The sequence below is a fragment of the Enterobacter asburiae genome (assembly GCF_001521715.1).
GTDB lineage: Bacteria > Pseudomonadota > Gammaproteobacteria > Enterobacterales > Enterobacteriaceae > Enterobacter > Enterobacter asburiae.
In genome coordinates this window covers 4399115-4419950 of the sequence record NZ_CP011863.1, presented here as the reverse complement: position 1 = coordinate 4419950, position 20836 = coordinate 4399115, and the positions used below count along the sequence as shown (strand labels likewise).

The following is a 20836-nucleotide window of genomic DNA, read 5'->3' as shown; positions in this document are numbered from 1 at the left end:
AAGAGAATAAAAAATATCGTTTTATCGCGAGTCTATGCAAAAATGATATGGACAGTAATCTGCTTTCAGGTGCCCTATGCCCGCCGTCAATTTACGCCACATCGAGATTTTTCACGCCGTGATGACCACCGGCAATCTCACCGAAGCCGCACAGATGCTGCATACCTCGCAGCCGACGGTCAGCCGCGAGCTGGCCCGCTTCGAGAAAGTGCTGGGGCTGAAGCTGTTCGAACGTACCCGGGGCAGGCTTCACCCTACGGTGCAGGGGTTACGCCTGTTCGAGGAAGTTCAGCGCTCCTGGTACGGACTGGACAGAATAGTGAGTGCTGCGGAAAGCCTGCGCGAGTTTCGCCAGGGGGAGCTGTCGATCGTCTGCCTGCCCGTCTTTTCGCAATCTTTTTTGCCGATGCTGCTGCAGCCCTTTCTGGCCCGATACCCGGAGGTCAGCCTCACCATCGTGCCTCAGGAATCACCCCTGCTTGAAGAGTGGCTTTCGGCTCAGCGCCATGATTTAGGCCTGACCGAAACCCTCTCCACGCCAGCGGGAACGGCACGCACGGAGTTGATCTCGTTAGATGAAGTGTGCGTTCTGCCCGCCGGGCATCGGCTTGCCGGTAAGGCGGTGCTCACACCGGAGGATTTCCACGGGGAAAACTACATTAGCCTGTCGCAGACCGACAGCTACAGACAGCTGCTGGATACCCTGTTTGCCGAGCATCAGGTCAAACGACGAATGGTAGTGGAAACGCACAGCGCGGCTTCGATTTGCGCGATGGTGCGTGCAGGCGTCGGCGTCGCGGTGGTGAATCCGCTCACGGCGCTGGACTATGCCGGAAGCGGGATCGTCATCCGCCGCTTTAGCGTCTCCGTCCCGTTCACCGTGAGCCTGATCCGCCCGCTGCACCGTCCGGCTTCCGCGCTGGTGGACGCTTTCACCGAACACTTAAAGGAGCACGCGCGTCAGGTGGCGCTTCGCTTACCTGACCTGCAAAACCCGTTATGACAGCATAAACGCCACGGCATCCTCGGCATGGATGGCGGTGGTATCGAATACCGGGACGGGGCTTCGCTCGGCTGGCACCAGCAGGCCGATCTCGGTGCAGCCGAAGATCACCCCTTCAGCCCCCTGCTGCGCCAGCTTTTCAATCACGCTGACGTAATACGCGCGGGAAGATTCGGTGAAGGTACCGAGGCAGAGCTCGTCAAAGATAATCTGATTGATGCGCGCCCGATCTGCTTCATCAGGGATCAGGCTTTCGATCCCAAATTCACTGTGCAAACGTCCACGATAAAAATCCTGTTCCATGGTGTAGCGTGTACCCAAAAGCGCTACGCGGCGCATTCCGGATGCCGCAACCGCACGCCCGGTTGCGTCCGCGATATGCAGAAACGGCAGCGCGCAGCGGTCCTCAATATGCGACGCCACTTTGTGCATGGTATTGGTACAAAGCACGATTCCCTCGGCGCCGGCGCGCTCCAGCCCCAGCGCCGCCTGGGCCAGGATCTCCCCGGCTTTATCCCACTCACCGCTCGACTGGCAGGCTTCAATTTCGTGAAAATCAACGCTGTGCAGCAGCAGGCTGGCGGAGTGCAGACCGCCAAGACGCTGCTTTACCCCTTCATTAATCAGGCGGTAATAAGGGATTGTCGATTCCCAGCTCATTCCACCTAACAGGCCGATCGTTTTCATCATCCCTCCTTATCTGTGTTTCATTTTTAACACAATCGATGCACATAAAAAAAGGCGCTGTATTCAGCGCCTTTTTAAACTGCAGAGCTTATTCCACTACCGGCTCTGGTGGCGAAGTACGGGCGAGCATCGCCTCGCGCAGTAAAACGCTACCGCAGGCAAACAGCCCCCCCAGGAGCGCCGCCAGAACGACAATCAGAGCCTTGCCCGGGCCATCCTTTTTCACCGGCATGGAGGGAGAAAGCTGGTACCTGAATGGCTCAAGTTTAACATCGGCAAAGGAGAGCTTTTTCAGCTGTGCGAGGTAGTATTCCCGGTTCTGGAACTCTGCATTCAGCTCGGTCACGTCCTTCAGATTTTTTTCGATCTGCAGCTTTTGCGCGATACCGTCAGCGCCGAGCGCAACGGAGTAATCCGGGTCATCTTTTACGGCCTGCCCGTTGCTGTAAACCGGTTTCTTAATGCCTGCGGCATTGGCCACTTCCAGCGAATAATTCAGTCGCTGCAGGTTGGTATTGTGAATATTAGTCAGACGGACACGATCCAGTTCCAGCTGCTGCTCAACGACGTTCTTTTTCAGGGCGATCTGGTTGCGGATATTCTGCACCGTCTCTTTTTCAACAATAGCCGCGATATAGTCGATGTATCCATCCAGGACGGCTTGCGCATCGTCAGCTGTCGGCGCAGTGAAGCTCAATGTCCAGGAGACAAAAGGCGCTTTATCCGCGTCTTTTCCCTGAGCGTCATTCACCGCTTTCATTCTGTCTGAAATGTTAACTATCGCCCGATGCAGCTCAAGCGGATCCACCTCGGCATCTTTAAGTTGTGACATCACGTAAGGAGAGGATTTCAGGTACTCTTCGAGCAATGACTGCGACTGAAACTTTTTAATAAACATGTCAAAGACTTCCGGACGGGAAATTTTCGCGTCCACGTCAAGTACCTGCAACGCTACCATCATCTGGCGCAGCGGGTTCCACTGCGACGATTCTGCCTGAGTAATCACTGCTTTACTGGTCCACTTCTGCGGCAGTAAAAATGAAATGGCCAGCCCCGCCAGTGCAAAAGCAAGGGTAATGGTGACAATGCGTTTTTTGGCCGCCAAAAGGACCGCTAATAAACCGAAAAGATCAATTTCTTTAGCGTGTATTGCCGGGGAGGTATAACGGGGAAAATCAAGATCGGTGCTTTTTTTGATATCCATCTCAGACATAGACATTCTTCTTTTTAGGATGCGTTTCATGTTGCGCAAATAACAGCGGTGTTCCGATGATACATTATCCTAAGAATTATCCTAAGTTCAAATCCCTCTATTCATCCTACCCTGCCAGAGTTGGTAGTGAATTTCATTACGTTATTATTGTAATTACTAACCATTTTACCAACTCTGACTTGTATTGAACGCTTAAACAGGCATTACGATCGCACGCCGATATTCCGCAGTTTTTCTCCAGCCATCAGCTTGCGCTCGATATGTTCCAGCGTCACGCCTTTGGTTTCCGGGATCAGCCAGAACGTGACGCCAATAAACGCTACGTTCAGCACCGTATAGAGCCAGAACGTTCCCGCTGCGCCAATCGCGTCCAGCAGCGTCAGGAACGTCGCACCGATGATCATGTTCGACACCCAGTTGGTGGTCGTGGAACAGGTGATGCCAAAGTCACGGCATTTCAGCGGCTGAATTTCGGAGCACAGGATCCACACCACGGGCGCGGCGCTCATCGCGTAACCTGCGATACACATCATGGTCATACCGACAGAAAGCCAGGAAAGCCCGCTTGAGGCCGTGCCGTTATCAAACTGCATCAGGCAGTAGCCGAGGATCAGCGTGCCGATCGCCATTACGCTAAAACCGATTTTCAGCGCCGGTTTACGCCCGGCTTTGTCCACGGTGAATACCGCAATAAAGGTGGCGAACATGAAGGTCAGCCCGACCACCAGGGTTGCGATCATCTGCTGTTCCGTAGTGGTGAATCCGGCCATTTTGAAAATGCGCGGCGCGTAGTACATGATGATATTCATGCCGGTGAACTGCTGCATCGCCTGCAGCAACATGCCGAGGAAGACGGCGCGGCGCACGTTGCGGTTGATCTTAAACAGCGCCCAGCCGCCCTGCTTTAACTTCAGGCTTTCGCGGATTTCGTTCAGCTCTTCGCGCGCTTTTTCCGAGGTATCGCGCAGCATGCGCAGGACCTCTTCCGCCTCCACGTGACGCCCTTTTTGCGCCAGCCAGCGCGGACTGTTTGGCAGGAAAATCACCAGGACGATCAGCACCAGCGCCGGTAAGGCCAGCACGCCCAGCATCGCGCGCCAGTTGCCGCTGTAGCTGAAGTAGGTGTCGGACAGGAACGCCAGCACAATACCCAGCGTGACCATCAGCTGATACATGCTGATCATCTTGCCGCGCACGTTTTCACTCGCCATTTCGGAGAGATAAAGCGGCGCGGTGTAGGACGCAATCCCCACCGCCACGCCCAGCAGCACGCGGGAGAGCAGGAGGATTTCAACGTTAGCGGCAAACGCCGAGCCAATGGAGCCGGCAACGAACAGAATTGCCCCGACCATCAGGCTATATTTGCGCCCCAGACGGAACGACAGCCAGCCGTTGAACAGCGCGCCAATGGCCGCGCCGAGCATCATGCTGCTCACCACCCACTCCTGCAGACGGTTGCTGAGGGTAAAGTGATCGGTAATAAACGGCAGCGCGCCGGCAATGACGCCGATATCCAGTCCAAACAACAGGCCCGCCACGGCGGCGGCAATGGAGACAAACTGGTTCATGCGGCGAGTATCGCGCAGCGCAGCGGGCATTAGGGTAGAGTCATTTATAGATGTCATATTTTTCCTGCCTCAACAGCAAAATTCGTTAACTGAAATTACGAGAAAGCGAGGAAAAGTGTCAGGCAGGAAATCGCGAAGTTATGGATTATTCCGCTACGGCATACGGTTCTGTGATGGACATTACAATTTCAACTCGTGGCGAATAATCACGTATTTTTACTAATCAGTTAATATTTAAGCAATAAAAGTGTGATTGCCGTCATTTGTGATTTTTTAGTATGGATTTTTCATCTTTAGCGATATGGACTAAGCCAATTATTGCGCAAAAAAACCTCCGCCCACGGGCAGAGGTTCTTAATACGGGTGGAATTAACGCGCCAGCCAGCCGCCGTCTACAGCCACGGTGTAGCCGTTGATGTAATCCGATGCGGAGGAGGCCAGGAAGACAACCGGCCCCATCAGATCGCTCGGCAGACCCCAGCGTCCCGCCGGAATGCGGTCGAGGATTTCCGCGCTACGCTGCTCGTCCGCACGCAGCTGCTGCGTGTTGTTGGTCGCCATGTAGCCCGGCGCAATCGCATTCACGTTGATGTTATGCTTCGCCCATTCGTTTGCCAGCAGGCGGGTCACGCCCATTACGGCGCTTTTGGACGCGGTGTAAGACGGCACGCGGATACCGCCCTGGAACGAGAGCATAGAGGCAATATTGATGATCTTGCCGCCTTTCCCCTGCGCAATAAAATGCTTCGCCGCCGCCTGGGACATGAAAAATACGCTCTTGATGTTCAAATTCATCACGTCGTCCCAGTCGCGCTCGCTGAAGCTGATAGCGTCTTCGCGGCGGATCAGCCCGGCGTTGTTCACCAGAATGTCGATATGACCGAATTCAGCCACCGCGCGCGCCAGCAGTTCAGGAATGGTATCGATTTTACGCAGGTCAGCGGTCAGGCTCAGGAAACGGCGGCCCAGGGCCGTCACGCGTTCGATGGTGTCAGTCGGTTCAACGATATTAATTCCGACGATATCGCAGCCCGCTTCCGCCAGGCCTAACGCCATCCCCTGACCCAGCCCGGTGTCGCACCCGGAAACCACAGCCACTTTCCCCTGCAGAGAGAATGCATCCAGAATCATGTTTATTCCTTACTCTTTCAGAGCCTGTCACTCACAGGCAGGTTTATGCTTCACCGTCCGCGACTAGCGCAGATCGCTGACAGCAACGTGGTCCATATCATCAAAGACCTGGTTTTCACCCACCATTCCCCAGATAAAGGTGTAGGCTTTCGTCCCTACGCCGGAGTGAATGGACCAGCTCGGTGAAATCACCGCCTGCTCGTTGTGCATCACGATATGGCGCGTTTCCTGCGGCTGTCCCATCATGTGGAACACGCAGGCGTCCTCATCCATATTGAAGTAGAAGTAGACTTCCATGCGGCGCTCGTGGGTATGGCACGGCATGGTGTTCCACAGGTTGCCTGGCGCGAGCTCGGTCAATCCCATACTGAGCTGGCAGGTCTCCAGCACGTCCGGCACGAAGTATTTATTGATGGTGCGGCGGTTGCTGGTGAGGTTGTCGCCCAGCGTCACGGGTGCGACGTCTGCCGGGGTCACTTTTTTGGTTGGGTAGGTAGAGTGAGCCGGCGCGCAGTTGTAGTAAAACTTCGCAGGCCTGCTGCCGTCGATGCTGGCAAAGACCACGTCTTTCGCCCCTTTACCCACGTACAGCGCCTCGCGGTGGCCAATCTCATAGCACTGTCCGTCTACGGTGATGGTGCCCGGCCCACCGATGTTAATCACCCCCAGCTCGCGACGCTCGAGGAAGTAGCTCACGCCCAGCTGTTTACCGACCTCACCGCCCACGGAGACGCTTTTCGTGACGGGCATAATCCCACCCACAATAATGCGGTCGATATGGCTGTAAACCATGGTGTACCTGTCGGCCTCGAATACCTTCTCGACTAAAAATGCATTGCGCAGCCCCTGAGTATCCAGCGTTTTGGCGTGCGCACTGTGGATGCTTTCTCTGACGTCCACGGTAACCTCCAGATGTGGTCATGCCCGAAGGCGGAAATAAACGAAACAGCGTTCCGTTTTTCATAATGAGCACATACTATCGGCATAAAGTGGGCTTTTCAATTGTATTTAAAACAACGTTTCATTTTTATTTTTGTTTATAGCGGAAATGATGTTCGGATCACAATTCAACCGCCGGGAGAAAAAGGACGCGAAAAAAAACCTCCCGGAGGAGGTCATTTTGTTTGAGAAGAGGTTAGCGTTCGATGGCCAGCGCCACCCCTTGCCCGCCGCCTATACAAAGTGTGGCAATCCCTTTGCGGGCATTGCGCTTTTTCATTTCGTGGACCAGCGAAACCAGGATGCGGCAGCCGGACGCACCGATAGGATGCCCCAGCGCGATCGCGCCGCCGTTAACGTTGACCCGCAGGGGATCCCACTCCAGCATTTTTCCGACGGAGATCGCCTGCGCGGCATAGGCTTCGTTCACTTCGATCAGATCCACATCCGAAAGCTGCCACCCCGCGCGCTCCAGGCAGCGGCGGGTAGCGTAGACCGGTGCGATCCCCATTAACGCAGGATCAACCCCTACGCTGGCGAATGCTTTAATGCGGGCCAGGACGGGAAGATCGAGTTCAAGGGCTTTGCTTTCGCTCATCATCATGACAGCGGCAGCGCCGTCGTTAATGGAAGAGGCATTTCCCGCCGTCACCGAGCCCTGCATTTCAAACGCGGGGTTCAGCCTCGCCAGGCCTTCAGCGCTGGCGTCGGTGCGCGGCTGTTCATCGGTATCCACGAGGATACGCTCGCCGCTCTGACGCTGCGTGCTGACCGGGACAATCTCGTCGCGAAAACGACCGGAATCAATCGCCGCACGCGCTTTTTGCTGCGAGCTTAGCGCGTAGGCATCCTGCACCTCACGGCTGATGCCGTACTCGCGCGCCAGGTTTTCCGCCGTCACGCCCATATGATAGTCATTGAACGCATCCCACAGCCCGTCATGCACCAGGCTGTCGAGCAGCTGGCTGTTGCCCAGCTGTGCGCCGGTCCGGCTGTCGGTCAACACGTGCGGCGCGCGGCTCATATTCTCCTGCCCGCCCGCGATGATCACGTCCGCTTCACCACACTGAATGGCTTGCGTCGCGAGATGCAGCGCTTTTAATCCTGAACCACAGACGTCGTTGATGGTGATGGCGGAAACGGTATTGGGCAGCCCGCCCTTCAGCGCCGCCTGACGCGCAGGGTTTTGCCCGGCACCGGCCGTGAGGACCTGTCCAAGGATCACTTCATCAACTTCATGTGCTGCGATCCCGCTGCGTTCCACCAGCGCTTTTACCACCACGCTGCCCAGGTCAACCGCCGAGTGACGCGCGAGCGCTCCCTGAAAACAGCCGATAGCTGTACGCAACGCACCCACTATTACGACATCTTTCATCACGACCTCTGTGTTAAATGACATGACGATAGTAGAGGATTGTTACTGGCAATTATCTTAATTGTTTAAAAATAGTGAGTTTAATCACAAGGATCAGCGCGCATCCTGCAGATACTGCCGCAGCCAGCTTCCGGCAACGCCGGGAGGGGATCGTTTATTCCACAGCAGATCGATGCCGATCGCCCGTGGCCAGCCGGGAACACTGAGCTGTACCAGGGATTTCGCGGCGGCAAATTCATCCACCAGTGCACACGGCAGCACGCACCAGCCAAATCCCTGTACCGCCATACTCAAGAGTAACAGGTAATTCGGGGCTGACCAGACGGGCCCGCGCGCGATCTCAGCCTCGCGCTCAAGATAGGTGCTGAGCCGCAGCTCCCGCCAGCCGTGCAGCTCGTCATGCTGAACGTCATGTTGTCCGGCCAGCGGATGCGCGATCGCGACGTAGATCGCCATGCGGGTCTGCATCGGCAACCGGGTGACACCAATATCCGTAGGGTAACTGTCGCGCGCTTCCGTCAGGCCAATCTGCGCTCGCTCCTTTTGCAGCAGATGGATCACGTCCTCTTCCTCGCCAATCAGACATTCGAATTCCGTATGGGGAAAACGCGCGTCAAACTGTTTCATCATCTCTTCCAGCACGTCCGGGTTGAGGGTATCGGAAAGGACAAACGTCAGACGCGCCTCCGTTTGCGCCGTTAGCGACACCGCCAGCTCGTCCAGCCGCGTGCTGGCGGCCAGGATGGCCTGCACGTAGCCCAGCACCTGTTCTCCCTGGACCGTTAACACCGGCTGGCGCGCCGAGCGGTCAAACAGCTCGAAACCGAGATCGGCCTCAAGATTGGCAATCGACGTGCTGATCGTCGACTGGCTTTTACGCAGCCGACGTGCGGCGGCAGAAAACGAGCCCGCCGCAACGGTCTCGACAAACGCATTAAGGGCTTCGGGTGAATAGCGCATAACCTATCTACTTTAGCGATGGATACTATCTTTAATATATCAGCTTTAGCGATGAAAATAGGCTGCATCAACGCCCATACCGGCGAATTAATGAGGTCTATGACTATGCAACATCAGGATGCACTCCAACGTAAACTGCCGGAGCGGATCTTTCATGCTGTCTGTTTTGAAGGGATTGCGACGGCGATCCTCGCCCCTACGGCAGCGTGGCTCATGCAGCGTTCCGTGGTGGAGATGGGTGGGTTGACCATTATTCTGGCCACCACCGCCATGCTGTGGAACATTATTTATAACTTCGGCTTCGACCGTTTCTGGCCGGTTCAGCGCGTCAAACGTACGGCAAAAGTGCGCGCGCTGCATGCGCTGGGGTTCGAATGCGGGTTTATCGTGATTGGCGTGTCGATTGTCGCCGCGGTGCTGGGCGTCACCCTGCCTCAGGCATTCACGCTGGAAATAGGTTTCTTCCTGTTCTTCCTGCCGTACACCATGTTCTATAACTGGGCATACGATTGCCTGCGCGAGAAATTTCTTAAGCGTCGCCAGCAACGGCGCGCCCTGGCAGGCTAAACCGCCTTTGGCCGGACGCCCGTTCCGGCCAAACTCCGTCGAAGCAACTGCGCTCTTCAGGCATAACTATGGTAAATTGCACGCCATTCCGATGGTTTGATAGTTGATACGTTGCTCTAATGTCGAAAATTTGGTCAAAAGATGAGACTCTCTGGAGTTTCGCTCTCTATGGCACGGCCGTGGGCGCAGGAACGCTGTTCTTGCCCATTCAGCTGGGCTCCGCAGGCGCTATCGTCCTGTTTATTACCGCCCTCGTGGCCTATCCCTTAACCTACTGGCCGCACAGAGCGCTGGCGCAATTTATCCTGTCGTCAAAAACAAAAGGCAATGAAGGGATCACCGGCGCCGTCTCGCACTACTACGGCAGGAAGATTGGCAATCTGATCACCACGCTCTATTTCATCGCCTTCTTTGTGGTGGTGCAGATTTATGCGGTGGCCATCACCAACTCGCTCACGGAGCAGCTGGCGAAACACCTGACGGTGGATACCGCCGTTCGCGTGCTGGTCAGCCTGGGGGTGGTGCTGGTTCTGAATCTGATCTTCCTGATGGGACGCCATATCACGATAAAAGTGATGGGCTTCCTGGTGTTTCCGCTGATTGCCTATTTTCTCTTTGTCTCGCTCTATCTGACCGGAAGCTGGCAACCTTCGCTGCTGACCAGCCAGATGGCCGTCGATCGTCATACGCTGCATCAGGTTTGGATTTCGATTCCGGTGATGGTATTTGCTTTCAGCCATACCCCGATTATCTCAACGTTTGCCGTTGATCGCCGCGAGAAATTTGCCGACGGTGCTATGGATAAATGCAAGAAAATCATGAAGGTGGCGTACCTGATCATCTGCCTGAGCGTGCTGTTTTTTGTCTTCAGCTGCCTGCTCTCAATTCCGCCGTCGTACATTGTGGCCGCCAAAGAGCAAGGGGTAACGATCCTGTCCGCGCTGTCGATGATGCCTTCTTCACCGGCGTGGCTGGGCATTTCCGGGATTATCGTGGCGATTATTGCGATGTCGAAATCGTTCCTCGGCACCTATTTTGGGGTGATTGAAGGGGCGACGGAGATCGTGAAGTCGTCGCTCAATCAGGTGGGCGTGAAAAAGAGCCGCGCCTTTAACCGCGCGATTTCCATTATGGGGGTGTCGTTAATCACCTTTGCCGTCTGCTGCATTAACCCGAACGCCATTTCGATGATTTACGCCATCAGCGGCCCGCTTATCGCCATGATCCTGTTTATCATGCCGACGCTGTCGACGTATCTGATCCCATCGCTGAAACAGTACCGCTCCATTGGCAACCTGCTGACGCTGATCGTCGGCGTGCTGTGCGTATCGGTGATGTTTGTCGGCTAAACGCCCTGCATGCCCGGCGTTCTGCCGGGCATGCCTCTCAGTCTCGCCCAGCTGATTCCAGCGGAAAAGGTCTGTCCTGCACCACCGTTTTCATGACAAGCGTAGATCGAAGGTGCTGCACGCCGGGCATGGCGGAGAGCTTCTCGTCGTAGAGTTTCTGGAAAGCGGACAGGTCGCGGGTCACGACGTGCATCAGATAATCGGGATCGCCAAACAGGCGCTGTGCCAGCACGATCTGCGGAATGTCCTCCACCGCCGCTTCAAACGCGCTAACCGCCTTGCGGTCACCCTCCTTCAGCGTCGCAAACACTATCGCCAGGAAGTTGAACCCCATTTTGGCGGGGTCGAGGCTGGCACGGTATCCCGTTATCGCCCCGCTTTGCTCCAGCGCCCGCACGCGACGATGGCACGGCGAGAGGCTCAGATTCACTCTTTCCGCCAGCTCGGTAAGGGATAAACGGCCATCAGACTGTAGCTCAGCAAGAATTTTTCGATCGATGCTATCCATGTGGAAGATTTTCTCAATTTCACGGTGTTATGAGCATAACATTGAAAGCCTATTTCGCAGGGTTAGCGATATTCTTTTTCTCAACCTTTGACGCACTGCGGGAGTCTTCAGGACGATGGAAATGAGTATTGTGGCTGGCTTTTGGGTGGTTTCTTTTCTGCTTATCATGACGCCGGGCGCCGACTGGGCCTACGCCATTAGCGCCGGTATTAACGGGCGACGCGTGGTGCCGGCAGTGATGGGGTTAATGTCCGGGCATCTGTTAGCCACGCTGATTGTGGTGGCTGGCGTGGGCGTAGTGATTGCTCAACATCCGCTGGCGTTAACCGGGCTGACCGTCGCGGGGGCCGTGTATCTCCTGTGGCTTGGCATCGGGCTGTTGCGTCACCCTGCCGCACCGGAAAAGGCCGCCCACCATGCGGGAAACTGGAGGCAGTGGGCGGTGAAAGGGCTCTGCATTAGCGGCCTTAACCCGAAAGTTTTTTTACTTTTCCTAGCGCTGCTTCCGCAGTTTACAGACCCGACCGGAAGCTGGTCGATAGCGGTGCAAATGTCCGCGCTTGGCGTGATGCACCTTATCACCTGTACGCTGGTCTATCTGCTGGTGGGGTATGGTTCGAAAGCGGTACTGGCGACCCGGCCACAGGCGGCGCGTCTGATAAGCATGGCATCGGGAGGGATAATGGTGCTGATCGCGTTGATATTGCTATTTGAGCAGGCGAGATGAAAAAACACCGGCCATCGCCGGTGTTATTTACGCCCGAATATCGTCATATTCCCGCGTTTTATCAAACTCATGTTTCGCGAACGGGCACAGCGGGATAATTTTACGGTTCTCACCGCGCATCTTCTCCACCACTTTCGCCACCAGCTGTTTACCGACGCCCTGCCCTTTCAGGCTCTCATCCACGTCGGTGTGCTCGATAATGCTCAGGTGCTCGCCGGTCGGTACGAATACAATCTCCGCGACCTGATTGCCGTTCGCATCATTCACGTAAAACTTGTTATGGCCTTCCAGAATATCCATGGTTCCTCGCTTATTTTTGGCGATACTTCAGCGCACCGCTCGGGCAGGTATCAATCACGCGTACAACCGTTTCAACGTCCACTTCATCGGGAATGATCCACGGCTTACGTTTCAGATTAAACAGCTTTGCGCTCCCACGCACGCAGTTACCCGAGTGTTTGCAGATCCCGGTATTGAAGTAAACGTCAATTTTCTCGCCGGTATAGGCCCGGTAACCCGCATCCAGTAGTTCTTTATCCATGACATTGCCTCTGTAATTATTATCGTGCTGAATGAAGCATAGCCTTACGGGATCCTGATGGCTATAACGCCGAAAACGAAAAGCCAGGTCACAACTCTTTTCTCGCCAGATTGCGTCCGCTATTGGCACATGTCAGGCTCGGCAAATGTCACTTTTGCATAACTTCCGCAGGTTGAATGAAACGCAGACTCTCTTTTCAGGTAAAGCTGTTTTTAGCGCTGGTGTGCTTCTCCTGCCTGCTGTTAGTTCTGCTGGGAACAATCCTGTTTCATTTTATTGACCGACAGCTCCATCACGATCTCGGCCAGCGCGCCCGGGTTCAGGCCAGCCAGATCGCGCTGATGCCGGGTCTGGCAGCAATGGTTGCGGCCAGAGATATCCCCGGCATCGCCCGTTTAATTCAGCCCCTGCGCGCCGAAAGCGATGCCAGCTACATTGTGATTGGCGATACCGAGGAACAGCACCTTTATCATTCGGAATCCCCGGAGCGTATTAATTTACCGATGATCGGCGGGGATAATGCGGAGGTGTTAAAGGGCAAAACCATTATTTCCGTGCGCCAGGGCGGAATTGGCGTGTCGCTACGCAGCAAAGCCCCCATCTTCAACGCGCAGCATCAGGTGATTGGCATTGTCTCGGTCGGCTATCTGACCTCGTATATTGCCAACATTAATGCCCGCATTCTCTGGCAGTCCGGGCTGTACGGCGCTGCGCTTCTGCTGCTGCTGTTTATTTTCTCCTGGCTGTTTACCCGCAACCTCAAAAAACAGATGTTCCGACTGGAGCCAAAAGATATCGCTCAGCTGGTTTTACAGCAGCGCGCGCTATTGGAAGCCATGTACGAAGGGGTATTTGCCGTCAACGGTGAGAAGCAGCTGATTTTAATTAACCGCGCGGCACGAGAAATGCTGGATATAAGGCAAAGTGAGAAAGAACTTATCGGGAAACCGCTGGAAGACATTCTGCAAACGTCGCCAGGATTTTTATCCCAGCGCTACGCCTCGGTGAGCAGCGGGAGCCACGACCAGATTGTGGTGCTGAACCAGCGGGAGGTGATCGTCAACCGGGTAGCGATTGAGGTCGAACCGGGCGTTGAAAGCGGCTGGGTGTACAGCTTTCGTGACAAAAATGACATCAACACGCTCAGCAGCCAGCTCAGTCAGATCAAACGCTATGCGGATAACCTGCGCATTATGCGCCACGAACAGCTGAACTGGACCGCCACGCTGGTCGGGTTACTGCAGATGAAACACTATGACGAGGCGATCCGTTACATCCAGGTGCAGTCAGAGGGCGCGCAGCGCGTGCTGGACTTTGTCTCAGCCCATTTTGCCTCCCCGGCGCTGTGCGGGCTTCTGCTCGGAAAATACGTCAGCGCGCGCGAAAAAGGCATCGAGCTGCTGTTTGACCCCGCCTGCCAGCTCACCCGCCTGCCTGCCGCGCTGAGTGAAACGGAGCTGATGTCCATTATTGGTAACCTGCTGGACAACGCCGTGGAGGCGACCCTCAACGCGCCGGTCCACGCGCCGGTAGAACTCTACATTTCTGACCGTAACCAGGAGCTGCTGATCGAGGTGGCCGACCGGGGCTGCGGGGTGGACGATGCGTTGAAGCCGCACATTTTCCGCCAGGGGTTCAGCAGCAAGCCGGACAGCGAAAACGACATTGTGGGTACCGAGCACGGTATTGGCCTGTTCCTGGTGGCAGGTTATATCGACAAGGCTGGCGGCAGTATTGAGATTGCCGACAACACGCCGCAGGGCACAATTTTTTCTGTGTTTATTCCTATTCTACTCCCCGATCAACAGGGCTAAAGCATGAGCACCACCCGACCACTTGACGTTGTGATAGTTGAAGATGAGCCGCACCTGGCGGAGCTGCATCGCGAATATATCGAGCAGAATTTCCATTTGCGCGTGGTGGGCATCGCCGCGTCGATTGAGCAGGCGTGTAGCCTAATTCGTCAGCATCAGCCGCGGCTGATCCTGCTGGACAACTATCTCCCGGACGGTAAAGGCGTTGAGCTCATCGATAACCCGCTGCTGAAAAGCTATGAGTGTTCGGTGATCTTTATCACCGCCGCCAGCGATATGCAGACGTGCAGCCACGCCATGCGCAGCGGCGCGTTTGACTACCTGATTAAGCCCGTCTTTTTCCAGCGCCTGCACGCCTCTCTGGAGCGGTTTATGCGTTTCATCCACACCGTGCAGCAGGTGAAGGTGGTCGACCAGCATGCGCTGGATCGCCTGTTTAACCTGCCCGCCGCGGAAGCCTCCATTACGCCGTCGACGAAGGGCATTGAACCCCAAACGCTGGAACGGATTAAAAACCTGTTTGCCGAGCATCCCGACACCGCGATGTCGGTTGAAGAGGTGGTGGAAAACGTGGGGATCAGCAAAACCACGGGGCGTCGCTACCTTGAATACTGCGTGGAGAGCGGGTTAATCAGCGTCGAAATGCTGTATGGCAATATTGGTCATCCGCGAAGGTTATACCGCAAAGCGCCCGATAAACCGTAATCCAGAACCGTTCACAGGCTAACGTTCGCGGATTTTATGGTGTTAATTGCTGAAACGACGGCGACAATCACACTTCGGAATCATTGCCCGCTTCTCCCTCTTGTGGGTGAAGCCCGATACGCTATGTTGACAATTAGTTCCTCAAATGTAACTAAAAGGTTAACTATAATGTCGAACACGTTCCGAATTTCTCTGCTTACCGCTACTGTACTGTTCTCTGCTTCTGCACTTTCTGCCCTGCCGCAGGGGTATCCTGCTGAGTATCAAAAAGTTGTTGATGCCGCAACGAAAGAGGGCAAGGTTGTTATTTACTCCACCACCGACATCAAGGCCGCTGGGCCGCTGATCCAGGGCTTTGAAAAAACCTACCCGGGCATTAAAGTCGAATACAACGACATGAACAGCACCGAGCTGTACAACCGCTTCATCAGCGAACAGGCCTCCGGCGGCGTGAGCGGCGACGTGGTCTGGAGCTCCTCTATGGACACCGGCCTGAAGCTCGCCACCGACTACGCCATGGAGTATAAATCGCCGGAGCAAAGCCAGCTGCCGAAATGGGCGGTCTGGAAAGATAAGGCTTACGGCACCACCTATGAGCCGGTGGTCTTTATCTACAACAAGCGCCTGATCCCGGCCGGCGACGTGCCGGATTCTCATGCCGCGCTGGCGAAGCTGATTGCCAGCCAGACGGACAAATTCAAGGGCAAAGTCACCACCTACGATATCGAAAAATCGGGTCTGGGCTTTATGCTCTCGGTTCAGGATCACAACGCCGATCCTAATTACTTTAAGACCCTGGCCGACGTCGCCAAAGGTGGCTTATCGGTGCAGTCGTCTACCGGCACCATGATGGAGCGCGTCTCCTCCGGTGAAAACCTGATCGGCTTCAACATCCTCGGTTCCTACGCGGAAGCGCGTGCGAAGAACGATCCGTCGCTCGGCATTTCCTATCCAAAAGATTACACCCTGGTGCTGTCGCGCGTGTCGTTCATCAGCCAGCAATCGCAAAACAGCAACGCCGCGAAGCTGTGGCTGGACTATGTGCTGTCTGAACAAGGGCAAAACATTCTGGCCAATCAGGCGGATATTCCCTCCATTCGTAACGATATCGAAGGGAAAAACGATATCAACGGCCTGACCAAAATCCTCGGCAACGCGCTGAAGCCAATTCCGGTTGATGAAACGCTGCTGGAATACCTGCAGCCGAAAAAACGCCTGGAGTACATCAAAGAGTGGCGTACCGCCGCCGGTAAATAAGCGTCTGAGCGCGGCGCTGGACGCCGCGCTCCCTTATCGACTGAGTTCGTTTTTCTGGGCTGCAACACCAGGGATACCCCATGAATACATTACGCAGAAAGTGGCAAAGCCTGCCGCGAGGCATCGTCGTGCTGATAACCGCCCTGGTTATCTACACGCCGCTGTCGTTTATCGTGATACAGAGCTTCCTGTCCGCGCCGTTCTTTTCGCCGTCAAAAGAGTGGAGCTTTGAATCATTTGAATTTATTTTCACCGACCCTGATTTTTATAAGGCCCTGAAAAGCGGCTTTATCCTTGCTTTCGGGCTGGTCTTTATCTCCATTCCGCTGGGCGGCGTGCTGGCGTTTCTGATGGTGCGTACCGACCTGCCCGGCCGCCGGTTGATTGAGCCACTGATCCTGGTCCCGATTTTCGTTTCACCGATGGTGCTGGGCTTCGGCTACGTGGTGGCCGCCGGTCCGGTGGGCTTTCTCTCCCAGTGGGCTGAGGCGCTGATTGGCTTTGTGCCGTGGAATATCTACGACATGTCGAGCATTGTGGTCATCGCCGGCCTGACGCACGTCCCGCACGCCTATCTGTATATCTCGTCTGCGCTGCGCAGCGTGGGCTCCGATGTGGAAGAAGCCGCGCGCACCGCGGGCGCGTCGCCCTGGCAGGTCATGACCTCCGTCAGCCTGCCGATGGTGCGTCCGTCCATTCTGTACGCCACCGTGCTGCTGTTCTTCCTCGGGCTGGAAGTGTTCGGCCTGATGCTGGTACTCGGCGACCCGGAAGGCAACATGGTGCTGGCGACCTATCTCTATAAGCTGACGAACAAGATGGGTACCCCATCGTATAACCTGATGGCGGCGGTTGCCGTGGTGCTGATCTGCATCACCATCCCGCTGGTGATGCTCCAGCGTCGCCTGATGCGCACCGCCAACCGCTTCGTCACCATGAAGGGCAAGGCCTCGCAGGCACGCGCGCTGCCGCTGGGTAAATGGCGCTGGGTGGCTGGCGGAGTGATTGCCTTTTGGCTCACCGTCACCATCGGCGTTCCGCTGCTCGGCGTGGTATTGCGCGCGTTTATCTCCAATTGGGGCGTGGGCGTTTCGCTGTGGGACGAGCTTTCACTGAACACCTTCCGCACCATCTGGGCGCAGCCCAACCTGCTGCGCGCCATCGTCAACTCCATGGCGATTGGCGTGATTGGCGGCGCGCTGGCCGTGGTGTGCTACCTGTTTGTCGGCATTGCCATGCACCGCAAGCCGGATAACACCACGCGTTTCCTGGACTACAGCGTGCTGGTGCCGCGCGCCGTGCCTGGCCTGCTGGCGGGTCTGGCGTTCCTGTGGGTGTTCCTGTTCCTGCCGATGTGGCTGGATAACTCGCTGAAATCCGGCTGGCTTTCCGGGTTCGCCTGGACCGACTGGATGCGTGAAAACGTCATCGTCTGGCTGCGTTCGCTGCGCAGCACCATTTTCAGCGTCTGGCTGGCCTATACCGTGGTGTGGATGGCTTACGGGCTGAGGCTTATCTCTTCCACCCTGCTGCAGGTGGGGCCGGAGCTTGAAGAAGCGGCGCGCAGCACCGGGGCGACGCGCGGGCAGATCACCCGCCACGTCACCATTCCGCTCTCCCGCTACGGTCTTATCGGTTCGTGGCTGCTGATGTTCCTGATCTTTGAGCGCGAATATTCAACCGGTGTGTACCTGCTTTCACCCGGCACGGAGACCATCGGCTCGATGCTGGTTTCCCTCTGGGCCGCGGGTGCCATCGATATCGTGGCGGCGCTCTCTTTCATTAACATCCTGCTGGTCGTGGTAGGTCTGGGCATTGCCTTCGTTTCGGAGTGAAAATACATGATTGAATTAGCGGTTGACGATCTGCACTTAACCTACGGCGACAATCCTGTTTTAAAAGGTGTCTCCATGAACCTGAAGCGCGGCGAAGTGGTCTCCCTGTTAGGCCCTCCGGCAGCGGTAAAACCACCCTGCTGCGCGCCGTTGCGGGTCTGGAAAACCGACGCAGGGTCGATTGTCATTGGCAACAATAAAGTTTACGACGGCACGCCGCGCAGCGAGGTCCCGGCGGAAGAGCGTAACTGGGGCTGGTGTTCCAGTCTATGCCCTGTGGCCGCACAAGACGTGTTTGAGAACGTGGCCTATCCGCTCAAGCTGCGCAAAGTCCCGGCAAAGAGAATCCAGCAGCGCGTGCAGGACGTGCTGGACCAGCTGGGTCTGGGCCATCTTGGCAAACGTCACCCGCACCAGCTCTCCGGTGGCAGCAGCAGCGCGTGGCGATGGCCGTGCGCTGGTGTACAACCCGCCGGTGATTTTGCTGGACGAACCGCTCTCTAACCTCGACGCCAAGCTGCGTGAAGAGGCCCGCGTGTTCCTGCGCGAGCTGATTATCAAGCTCGGGCTATCGGCGCTGATGGTGACGCACGACCAGAACGAAGCGATGTCGATTTCCGACCGCATCCTGCTGCTTAACAACGGCAAAATTGAGCAACAGGGCACGCCGCAGGAGATGTACGGCTCGCCGAAAACGCTGTTTACGCCGAGTTTATGGGCAGCAACAACCGTCTGCACGGCAAGGTCACCGAAGTACGCGACGGCAAAGCGCGTATTGAAGGGAAAGGCTGGGTGCTGTGGGGTCAGGCCGGTGAAGGGGTGCAGAGCGGTGAAGAAGCGACGGCGGTGATCCGCGTCGAGCGCGTGGCGGTGGTTGAGGGACCAGGGGAAAATCAGCTTGAGCTGCCGCTGCTCACCAGCATGTATCTCGGCGACCGCTGGGAGTACCTGTTCCGCACGGTGGGGATGATTTTGTCATTCGTGCGTATGGGCATGAGGTTCGGGATCCGCAGCACTGCCATCTTTCGCTGCCTGAGAAGCATGTTTGGGTTTTCCCGAAAGGGTAAATGTGAGAGGAAAAGGCTGCGGGATGCGGCCTTTTTTGTTGATGCATGATGTGTTTATTTGGTCAGAAACGACCATCTCATTTAGCTGCTACATTGTAGTTCATGCAATGAACCATTATGTTAAGTAGAGCAGAAAACGAACAGAAAAATGCTCTATTGTGGCAAGTTTTCCCTGTTGTGATGACCTGGGATCAAGTAGTAAGTGCATTGCTGGGAGTGTCGGCTGTTGGATATTTTGTGAACATTTTGGTTCTTTGCGGAGGGTCTGGGCTGGCGGTCTAGCAGATCACTAACAATTCGGTGACTGATTATTTTCAGCACCAGTGACGAATACTCAATAGTGTAGTTTTCTCATCGTTACCAGTAACATGAATCCACATACTCAAAATCATGTAGAAGAAACCAGCACTCGATCAAATTTTGAATTTTTTTTTTAATTATTGACATGTCTTCCAGGCCTTACGGTACGAGGACTTAGCCTTTTTACCCTTTCACAGCCTTAACTTAACGTCAAAATAAACCCTTGTGCACAAAAGAATCATCTCTAAAATATCGACTATGTGGGCCGCCATTGATTGACCACCCCACATGTAGTGCTGCGCCTGAATTTTAGGCATAAAAAACCGGATTCATTTGCATGAACCCGGCTTACAAAGCATGACCAATACGAGTCGCCAAACCCGTATGAATCTTAGCCTTGCCTTCATTTCTGACGCTTGATTGTGCCAGGCAAAGAGGATCATGTAAACCATAAAATGACGCTCATAAGGAGCATTGCATGACCATTTGTAAACTGTCACACCGTTACAATACTCTTTTCATCAGCTTACCTCACGATCAAGGTGGTGAAGGTCGCCATAAATGTTGCGGCTGCGCTTACGATCAGGGTTACCGTGCAGGCTTGGCTCGTACAGGGCAAGTTTGGGTAGACTTAGCCGCCTTACCTGATAGCCAAGCGGGAACCGTTCGCCACAAAAGTCCTCAAGCAGCGTTCGCTGATGGTTATCGTGTGGTATGCGTGAATCTTACCGTCACGCTGGTTAATGTTGACGAAGGGGCTTCATGCCCCTTCCTTTTTACGGAATAGACCGCCCCAAGTTTTGTAAGATTGACTTTTTCGGTTTGAGATCTCCCCATTCATAACGCCTTATTTGCTCTTATCCATTCCCTCTGTAAAATGTTACTTTTGTTAACATCCTAAGGCCTTCCATGAAAAAGCTCTCATAATCGCGCTTTCGTTATTCTCCTTACCTGTACTCGCAGAAGAAGATCAGGGGCCTGGAAAATATATTTGTGACATTCGCATATCCAGCCAAGACACAGCTACCAAAATTCTGTCGAGAGCCTCGACTGTTCTTGATAATGAAAATAACTTCATCGTCCAAATGCCCAATGGTGATCAGTTGTATTCCCCTGAACTGGAAAACACTGATGATGGATTAAAACAAAAAGCCGAAAAAGGTGGCGTGACCTTCATTCGCCGTCCAACCTTTGGCGATAGGTTCATTGTGGAAGATGCAAATACAGGGTTCTTCTATAAGATGCGCAACTGTGAGAAGAAATGAGGTAAGTCAGAGAATGAAAAATATA

21 protein-coding genes and 1 pseudogene are annotated in these 20836 nt (G+C 55.0%); 12 read left to right on the top strand and 10 right to left on the bottom strand.

Features of this window, described 5'->3' with window-relative positions:
• Nucleotides 1–76 precede the first annotated feature (76 nt).
• Nucleotides 77–1003: a LysR family transcriptional regulator gene (locus tag ACJ69_RS21555; protein WP_047646287.1), complete on the top strand. Its 927-nt coding sequence runs from the start codon at nt 77–79 to the stop codon at nt 1001–1003.
• Here the strand turns inward: ACJ69_RS21555 and ACJ69_RS21550 are convergent.
• The 7 genes from ACJ69_RS21550 to ACJ69_RS21520 form a co-directional block, all read right to left on the bottom strand.
• Nucleotides 998–1690, bottom strand: coding sequence for an aspartate/glutamate racemase (locus tag ACJ69_RS21550; protein ID WP_054829535.1), 693 nt, complete (start codon nt 1688–1690; stop codon nt 998–1000). The two genes, ACJ69_RS21555 and ACJ69_RS21550, sit on opposite strands and share 6 nt — an antisense overlap.
• An 88-nt stretch (nt 1691–1778) precedes the next feature.
• Complete coding sequence (wzz(fepE), locus tag ACJ69_RS21545; protein ID WP_054829536.1) at nt 1779–2903, bottom strand: LPS O-antigen length regulator Wzz(fepE); 1125 nt, start codon at nt 2901–2903, stop codon at nt 1779–1781.
• Between the two features lie 203 nt (nt 2904–3106).
• Nucleotides 3107–4528: an arabinose-proton symporter AraE gene (gene araE, locus ACJ69_RS21540; RefSeq protein ID WP_029741163.1), complete on the bottom strand. Its 1422-nt coding sequence runs from the start codon at nt 4526–4528 to the stop codon at nt 3107–3109.
• A gap of 312 nt (nt 4529–4840) precedes the next feature.
• A complete protein-coding gene (kduD, locus tag ACJ69_RS21535; RefSeq protein ID WP_059347734.1) occupies nt 4841–5602 on the bottom strand; it encodes a 2-dehydro-3-deoxy-D-gluconate 5-dehydrogenase KduD in 762 nt (253 codons plus the stop codon).
• Nucleotides 5603–5665: 63 nt separating this feature from the next.
• Complete coding sequence (gene kduI / locus ACJ69_RS21530; protein WP_059347733.1) at nt 5666–6502, bottom strand: 5-dehydro-4-deoxy-D-glucuronate isomerase; 837 nt, start codon at nt 6500–6502, stop codon at nt 5666–5668.
• Between the two features lie 235 nt (nt 6503–6737).
• Nucleotides 6738–7916: an acetyl-CoA C-acetyltransferase gene (locus ACJ69_RS21525; RefSeq protein WP_038417283.1), complete on the bottom strand. Its 1179-nt coding sequence runs from the start codon at nt 7914–7916 to the stop codon at nt 6738–6740.
• 93 nt (nt 7917–8009) lie between these two features.
• On the bottom strand, nt 8010–8876 hold the full coding sequence (locus ACJ69_RS21520) for a LysR family transcriptional regulator (RefSeq protein ID WP_059347732.1): 867 nt from the start codon (nt 8874–8876) through the stop codon (nt 8010–8012).
• Between the two features lie 105 nt (nt 8877–8981).
• On the opposite strand from ACJ69_RS21520, the gene ACJ69_RS21515 reads away from it, so the two are divergent.
• Both ACJ69_RS21515 and ACJ69_RS21510 read left to right on the top strand, forming a co-directional pair.
• Complete coding sequence (locus ACJ69_RS21515) at nt 8982–9443, top strand: multidrug/biocide efflux PACE transporter (RefSeq protein ID WP_054829537.1); 462 nt, start codon at nt 8982–8984, stop codon at nt 9441–9443.
• 119 nt (nt 9444–9562) lie between these two features.
• Nucleotides 9563–10792 (top strand): amino acid permease, encoded by a 1230-nt coding sequence (locus ACJ69_RS21510; RefSeq protein WP_033146458.1) that lies wholly within the window; start codon nt 9563–9565, stop codon nt 10790–10792.
• Between the two features lie 37 nt (nt 10793–10829).
• Here the strand turns inward: ACJ69_RS21510 and ACJ69_RS21505 are convergent, their stop codons facing one another.
• Entirely contained in the window at nt 10830–11300 is a 471-nt protein-coding gene (locus ACJ69_RS21505) for an Lrp/AsnC family transcriptional regulator (RefSeq protein ID WP_047646293.1), read from the bottom strand.
• Between the two features lie 115 nt (nt 11301–11415).
• Between ACJ69_RS21505 and ACJ69_RS21500 the strand changes: the two genes are divergently transcribed.
• Nucleotides 11416–12027, top strand: a complete 612-nt coding sequence (locus tag ACJ69_RS21500; protein ID WP_059347731.1) for a LysE family translocator — start codon at nt 11416–11418, stop codon at nt 12025–12027.
• A gap of 27 nt (nt 12028–12054) precedes the next feature.
• Here ACJ69_RS21500 and ACJ69_RS21495 read toward each other — a convergent pair whose 3' ends face one another.
• The gene (locus ACJ69_RS21495; RefSeq protein WP_008499687.1) at nt 12055–12327 is read right to left on the bottom strand and encodes a GNAT family N-acetyltransferase; all 273 of its coding nucleotides are present in this window, start codon (nt 12325–12327) and stop codon (nt 12055–12057) included.
• 10 nt (nt 12328–12337) lie between these two features.
• Nucleotides 12338–12568: a 4Fe-4S mono-cluster protein YjdI gene (yjdI, locus tag ACJ69_RS21490; RefSeq protein ID WP_008499689.1), complete on the bottom strand. Its 231-nt coding sequence runs from the start codon at nt 12566–12568 to the stop codon at nt 12338–12340.
• A 176-nt stretch (nt 12569–12744) separates the two neighbouring features.
• On the opposite strand from yjdI, the gene ACJ69_RS21485 reads away from it, so the two are divergent.
• The 8 genes and pseudogenes from ACJ69_RS21485 (at nt 12745) to ACJ69_RS21460 (ending at nt 20811) form a co-directional block, all read left to right on the top strand.
• Entirely contained in the window at nt 12745–14382 is a 1638-nt protein-coding gene (locus ACJ69_RS21485; RefSeq protein WP_059347730.1) for an ATP-binding protein, read from the top strand.
• A gap of 3 nt (nt 14383–14385) precedes the next feature.
• The gene (locus ACJ69_RS21480) at nt 14386–15087 is read left to right on the top strand and encodes a response regulator (protein WP_047646296.1); all 702 of its coding nucleotides are present in this window, start codon (nt 14386–14388) and stop codon (nt 15085–15087) included.
• 168 nt (nt 15088–15255) lie between these two features.
• Nucleotides 15256–16344 carry an ABC transporter substrate-binding protein gene (locus ACJ69_RS21475; protein WP_059347729.1) on the top strand — a complete coding sequence of 363 codons (1089 nt, stop codon included), beginning with the start codon at nt 15256–15258 and terminating at the stop codon, nt 16342–16344.
• An 80-nt stretch (nt 16345–16424) separates the two neighbouring features.
• Nucleotides 16425–18193 (top strand): annotated as a pseudogene (locus ACJ69_RS21470) (ABC transporter permease).
• On the top strand, nt 18186–18683 hold the full coding sequence (locus ACJ69_RS25390; RefSeq protein ID WP_071886588.1) for an ATP-binding cassette domain-containing protein: 498 nt from the start codon (nt 18186–18188) through the stop codon (nt 18681–18683). Before ACJ69_RS21470 ends, ACJ69_RS25390 begins: the two are co-directional and overlap by 8 nt.
• A complete protein-coding gene (locus ACJ69_RS25385) occupies nt 18640–19029 on the top strand; it encodes an ATP-binding cassette domain-containing protein (RefSeq protein ID WP_167347081.1) in 390 nt (129 codons plus the stop codon). Before ACJ69_RS25390 ends, ACJ69_RS25385 begins: the two co-directional genes overlap by 44 nt.
• A complete protein-coding gene (locus tag ACJ69_RS25530) occupies nt 18972–19295 on the top strand; it encodes a hypothetical protein (RefSeq protein ID WP_167347080.1) in 324 nt (107 codons plus the stop codon). The genes ACJ69_RS25385 and ACJ69_RS25530 overlap by 58 nt, the downstream gene beginning before the upstream one ends.
• Nucleotides 19296–20469: 1174 nt before the next feature.
• Nucleotides 20470–20811, top strand: a complete 342-nt coding sequence (locus ACJ69_RS21460; RefSeq protein WP_054829539.1) for a hypothetical protein — start codon at nt 20470–20472, stop codon at nt 20809–20811.
• Nucleotides 20812–20836: the final 25 nt, after the last annotated feature.

Excerpts from the sequence above, each read along its gene's own strand:
- ACJ69_RS21555 (WP_047646287.1), top strand. The coding sequence starts at position 77 with ATGCCCGCCGTCAATTTACGCCACATCGAGATTTTTCACGCCGTGATG.
- ACJ69_RS21550 (WP_054829535.1), bottom strand. The coding sequence starts at position 1,690 with ATGAAAACGATCGGCCTGTTAGGTGGAATGAGCTGGGAATCGACAATC.
- araE (WP_029741163.1), bottom strand. The coding sequence starts at position 4,528 with ATGACATCTATAAATGACTCTACCCTAATGCCCGCTGCGCTGCGCGAT.
- kduD (WP_059347734.1), bottom strand. The coding sequence starts at position 5,602 with ATGATTCTGGATGCATTCTCTCTGCAGGGGAAAGTGGCTGTGGTTTCC.
- ACJ69_RS21525 (WP_038417283.1), bottom strand. The coding sequence starts at position 7,916 with ATGAAAGATGTCGTAATAGTGGGTGCGTTGCGTACAGCTATCGGCTGT.
- ACJ69_RS21520 (WP_059347732.1), bottom strand. The coding sequence starts at position 8,876 with ATGCGCTATTCACCCGAAGCCCTTAATGCGTTTGTCGAGACCGTTGCG.
- ACJ69_RS21515 (WP_054829537.1), top strand. The coding sequence starts at position 8,982 with ATGCAACATCAGGATGCACTCCAACGTAAACTGCCGGAGCGGATCTTT.
- ACJ69_RS21510 (WP_033146458.1), top strand. The coding sequence starts at position 9,563 with ATGTCGAAAATTTGGTCAAAAGATGAGACTCTCTGGAGTTTCGCTCTC.
- ACJ69_RS21505 (WP_047646293.1), bottom strand. The coding sequence starts at position 11,300 with ATGGATAGCATCGATCGAAAAATTCTTGCTGAGCTACAGTCTGATGGC.
- ACJ69_RS21500 (WP_059347731.1), top strand. The coding sequence starts at position 11,416 with ATGGAAATGAGTATTGTGGCTGGCTTTTGGGTGGTTTCTTTTCTGCTT.
- ACJ69_RS21495 (WP_008499687.1), bottom strand. The coding sequence starts at position 12,327 with ATGGATATTCTGGAAGGCCATAACAAGTTTTACGTGAATGATGCGAAC.
- yjdI (WP_008499689.1), bottom strand. The coding sequence starts at position 12,568 with ATGGATAAAGAACTACTGGATGCGGGTTACCGGGCCTATACCGGCGAG.
- ACJ69_RS21485 (WP_059347730.1), top strand. The coding sequence starts at position 12,745 with ATGAAACGCAGACTCTCTTTTCAGGTAAAGCTGTTTTTAGCGCTGGTG.
- ACJ69_RS21480 (WP_047646296.1), top strand. The coding sequence starts at position 14,386 with ATGAGCACCACCCGACCACTTGACGTTGTGATAGTTGAAGATGAGCCG.
- ACJ69_RS21475 (WP_059347729.1), top strand. The coding sequence starts at position 15,256 with ATGTCGAACACGTTCCGAATTTCTCTGCTTACCGCTACTGTACTGTTC.
- ACJ69_RS25390 (WP_071886588.1), top strand. The coding sequence starts at position 18,186 with ATGATTGAATTAGCGGTTGACGATCTGCACTTAACCTACGGCGACAAT.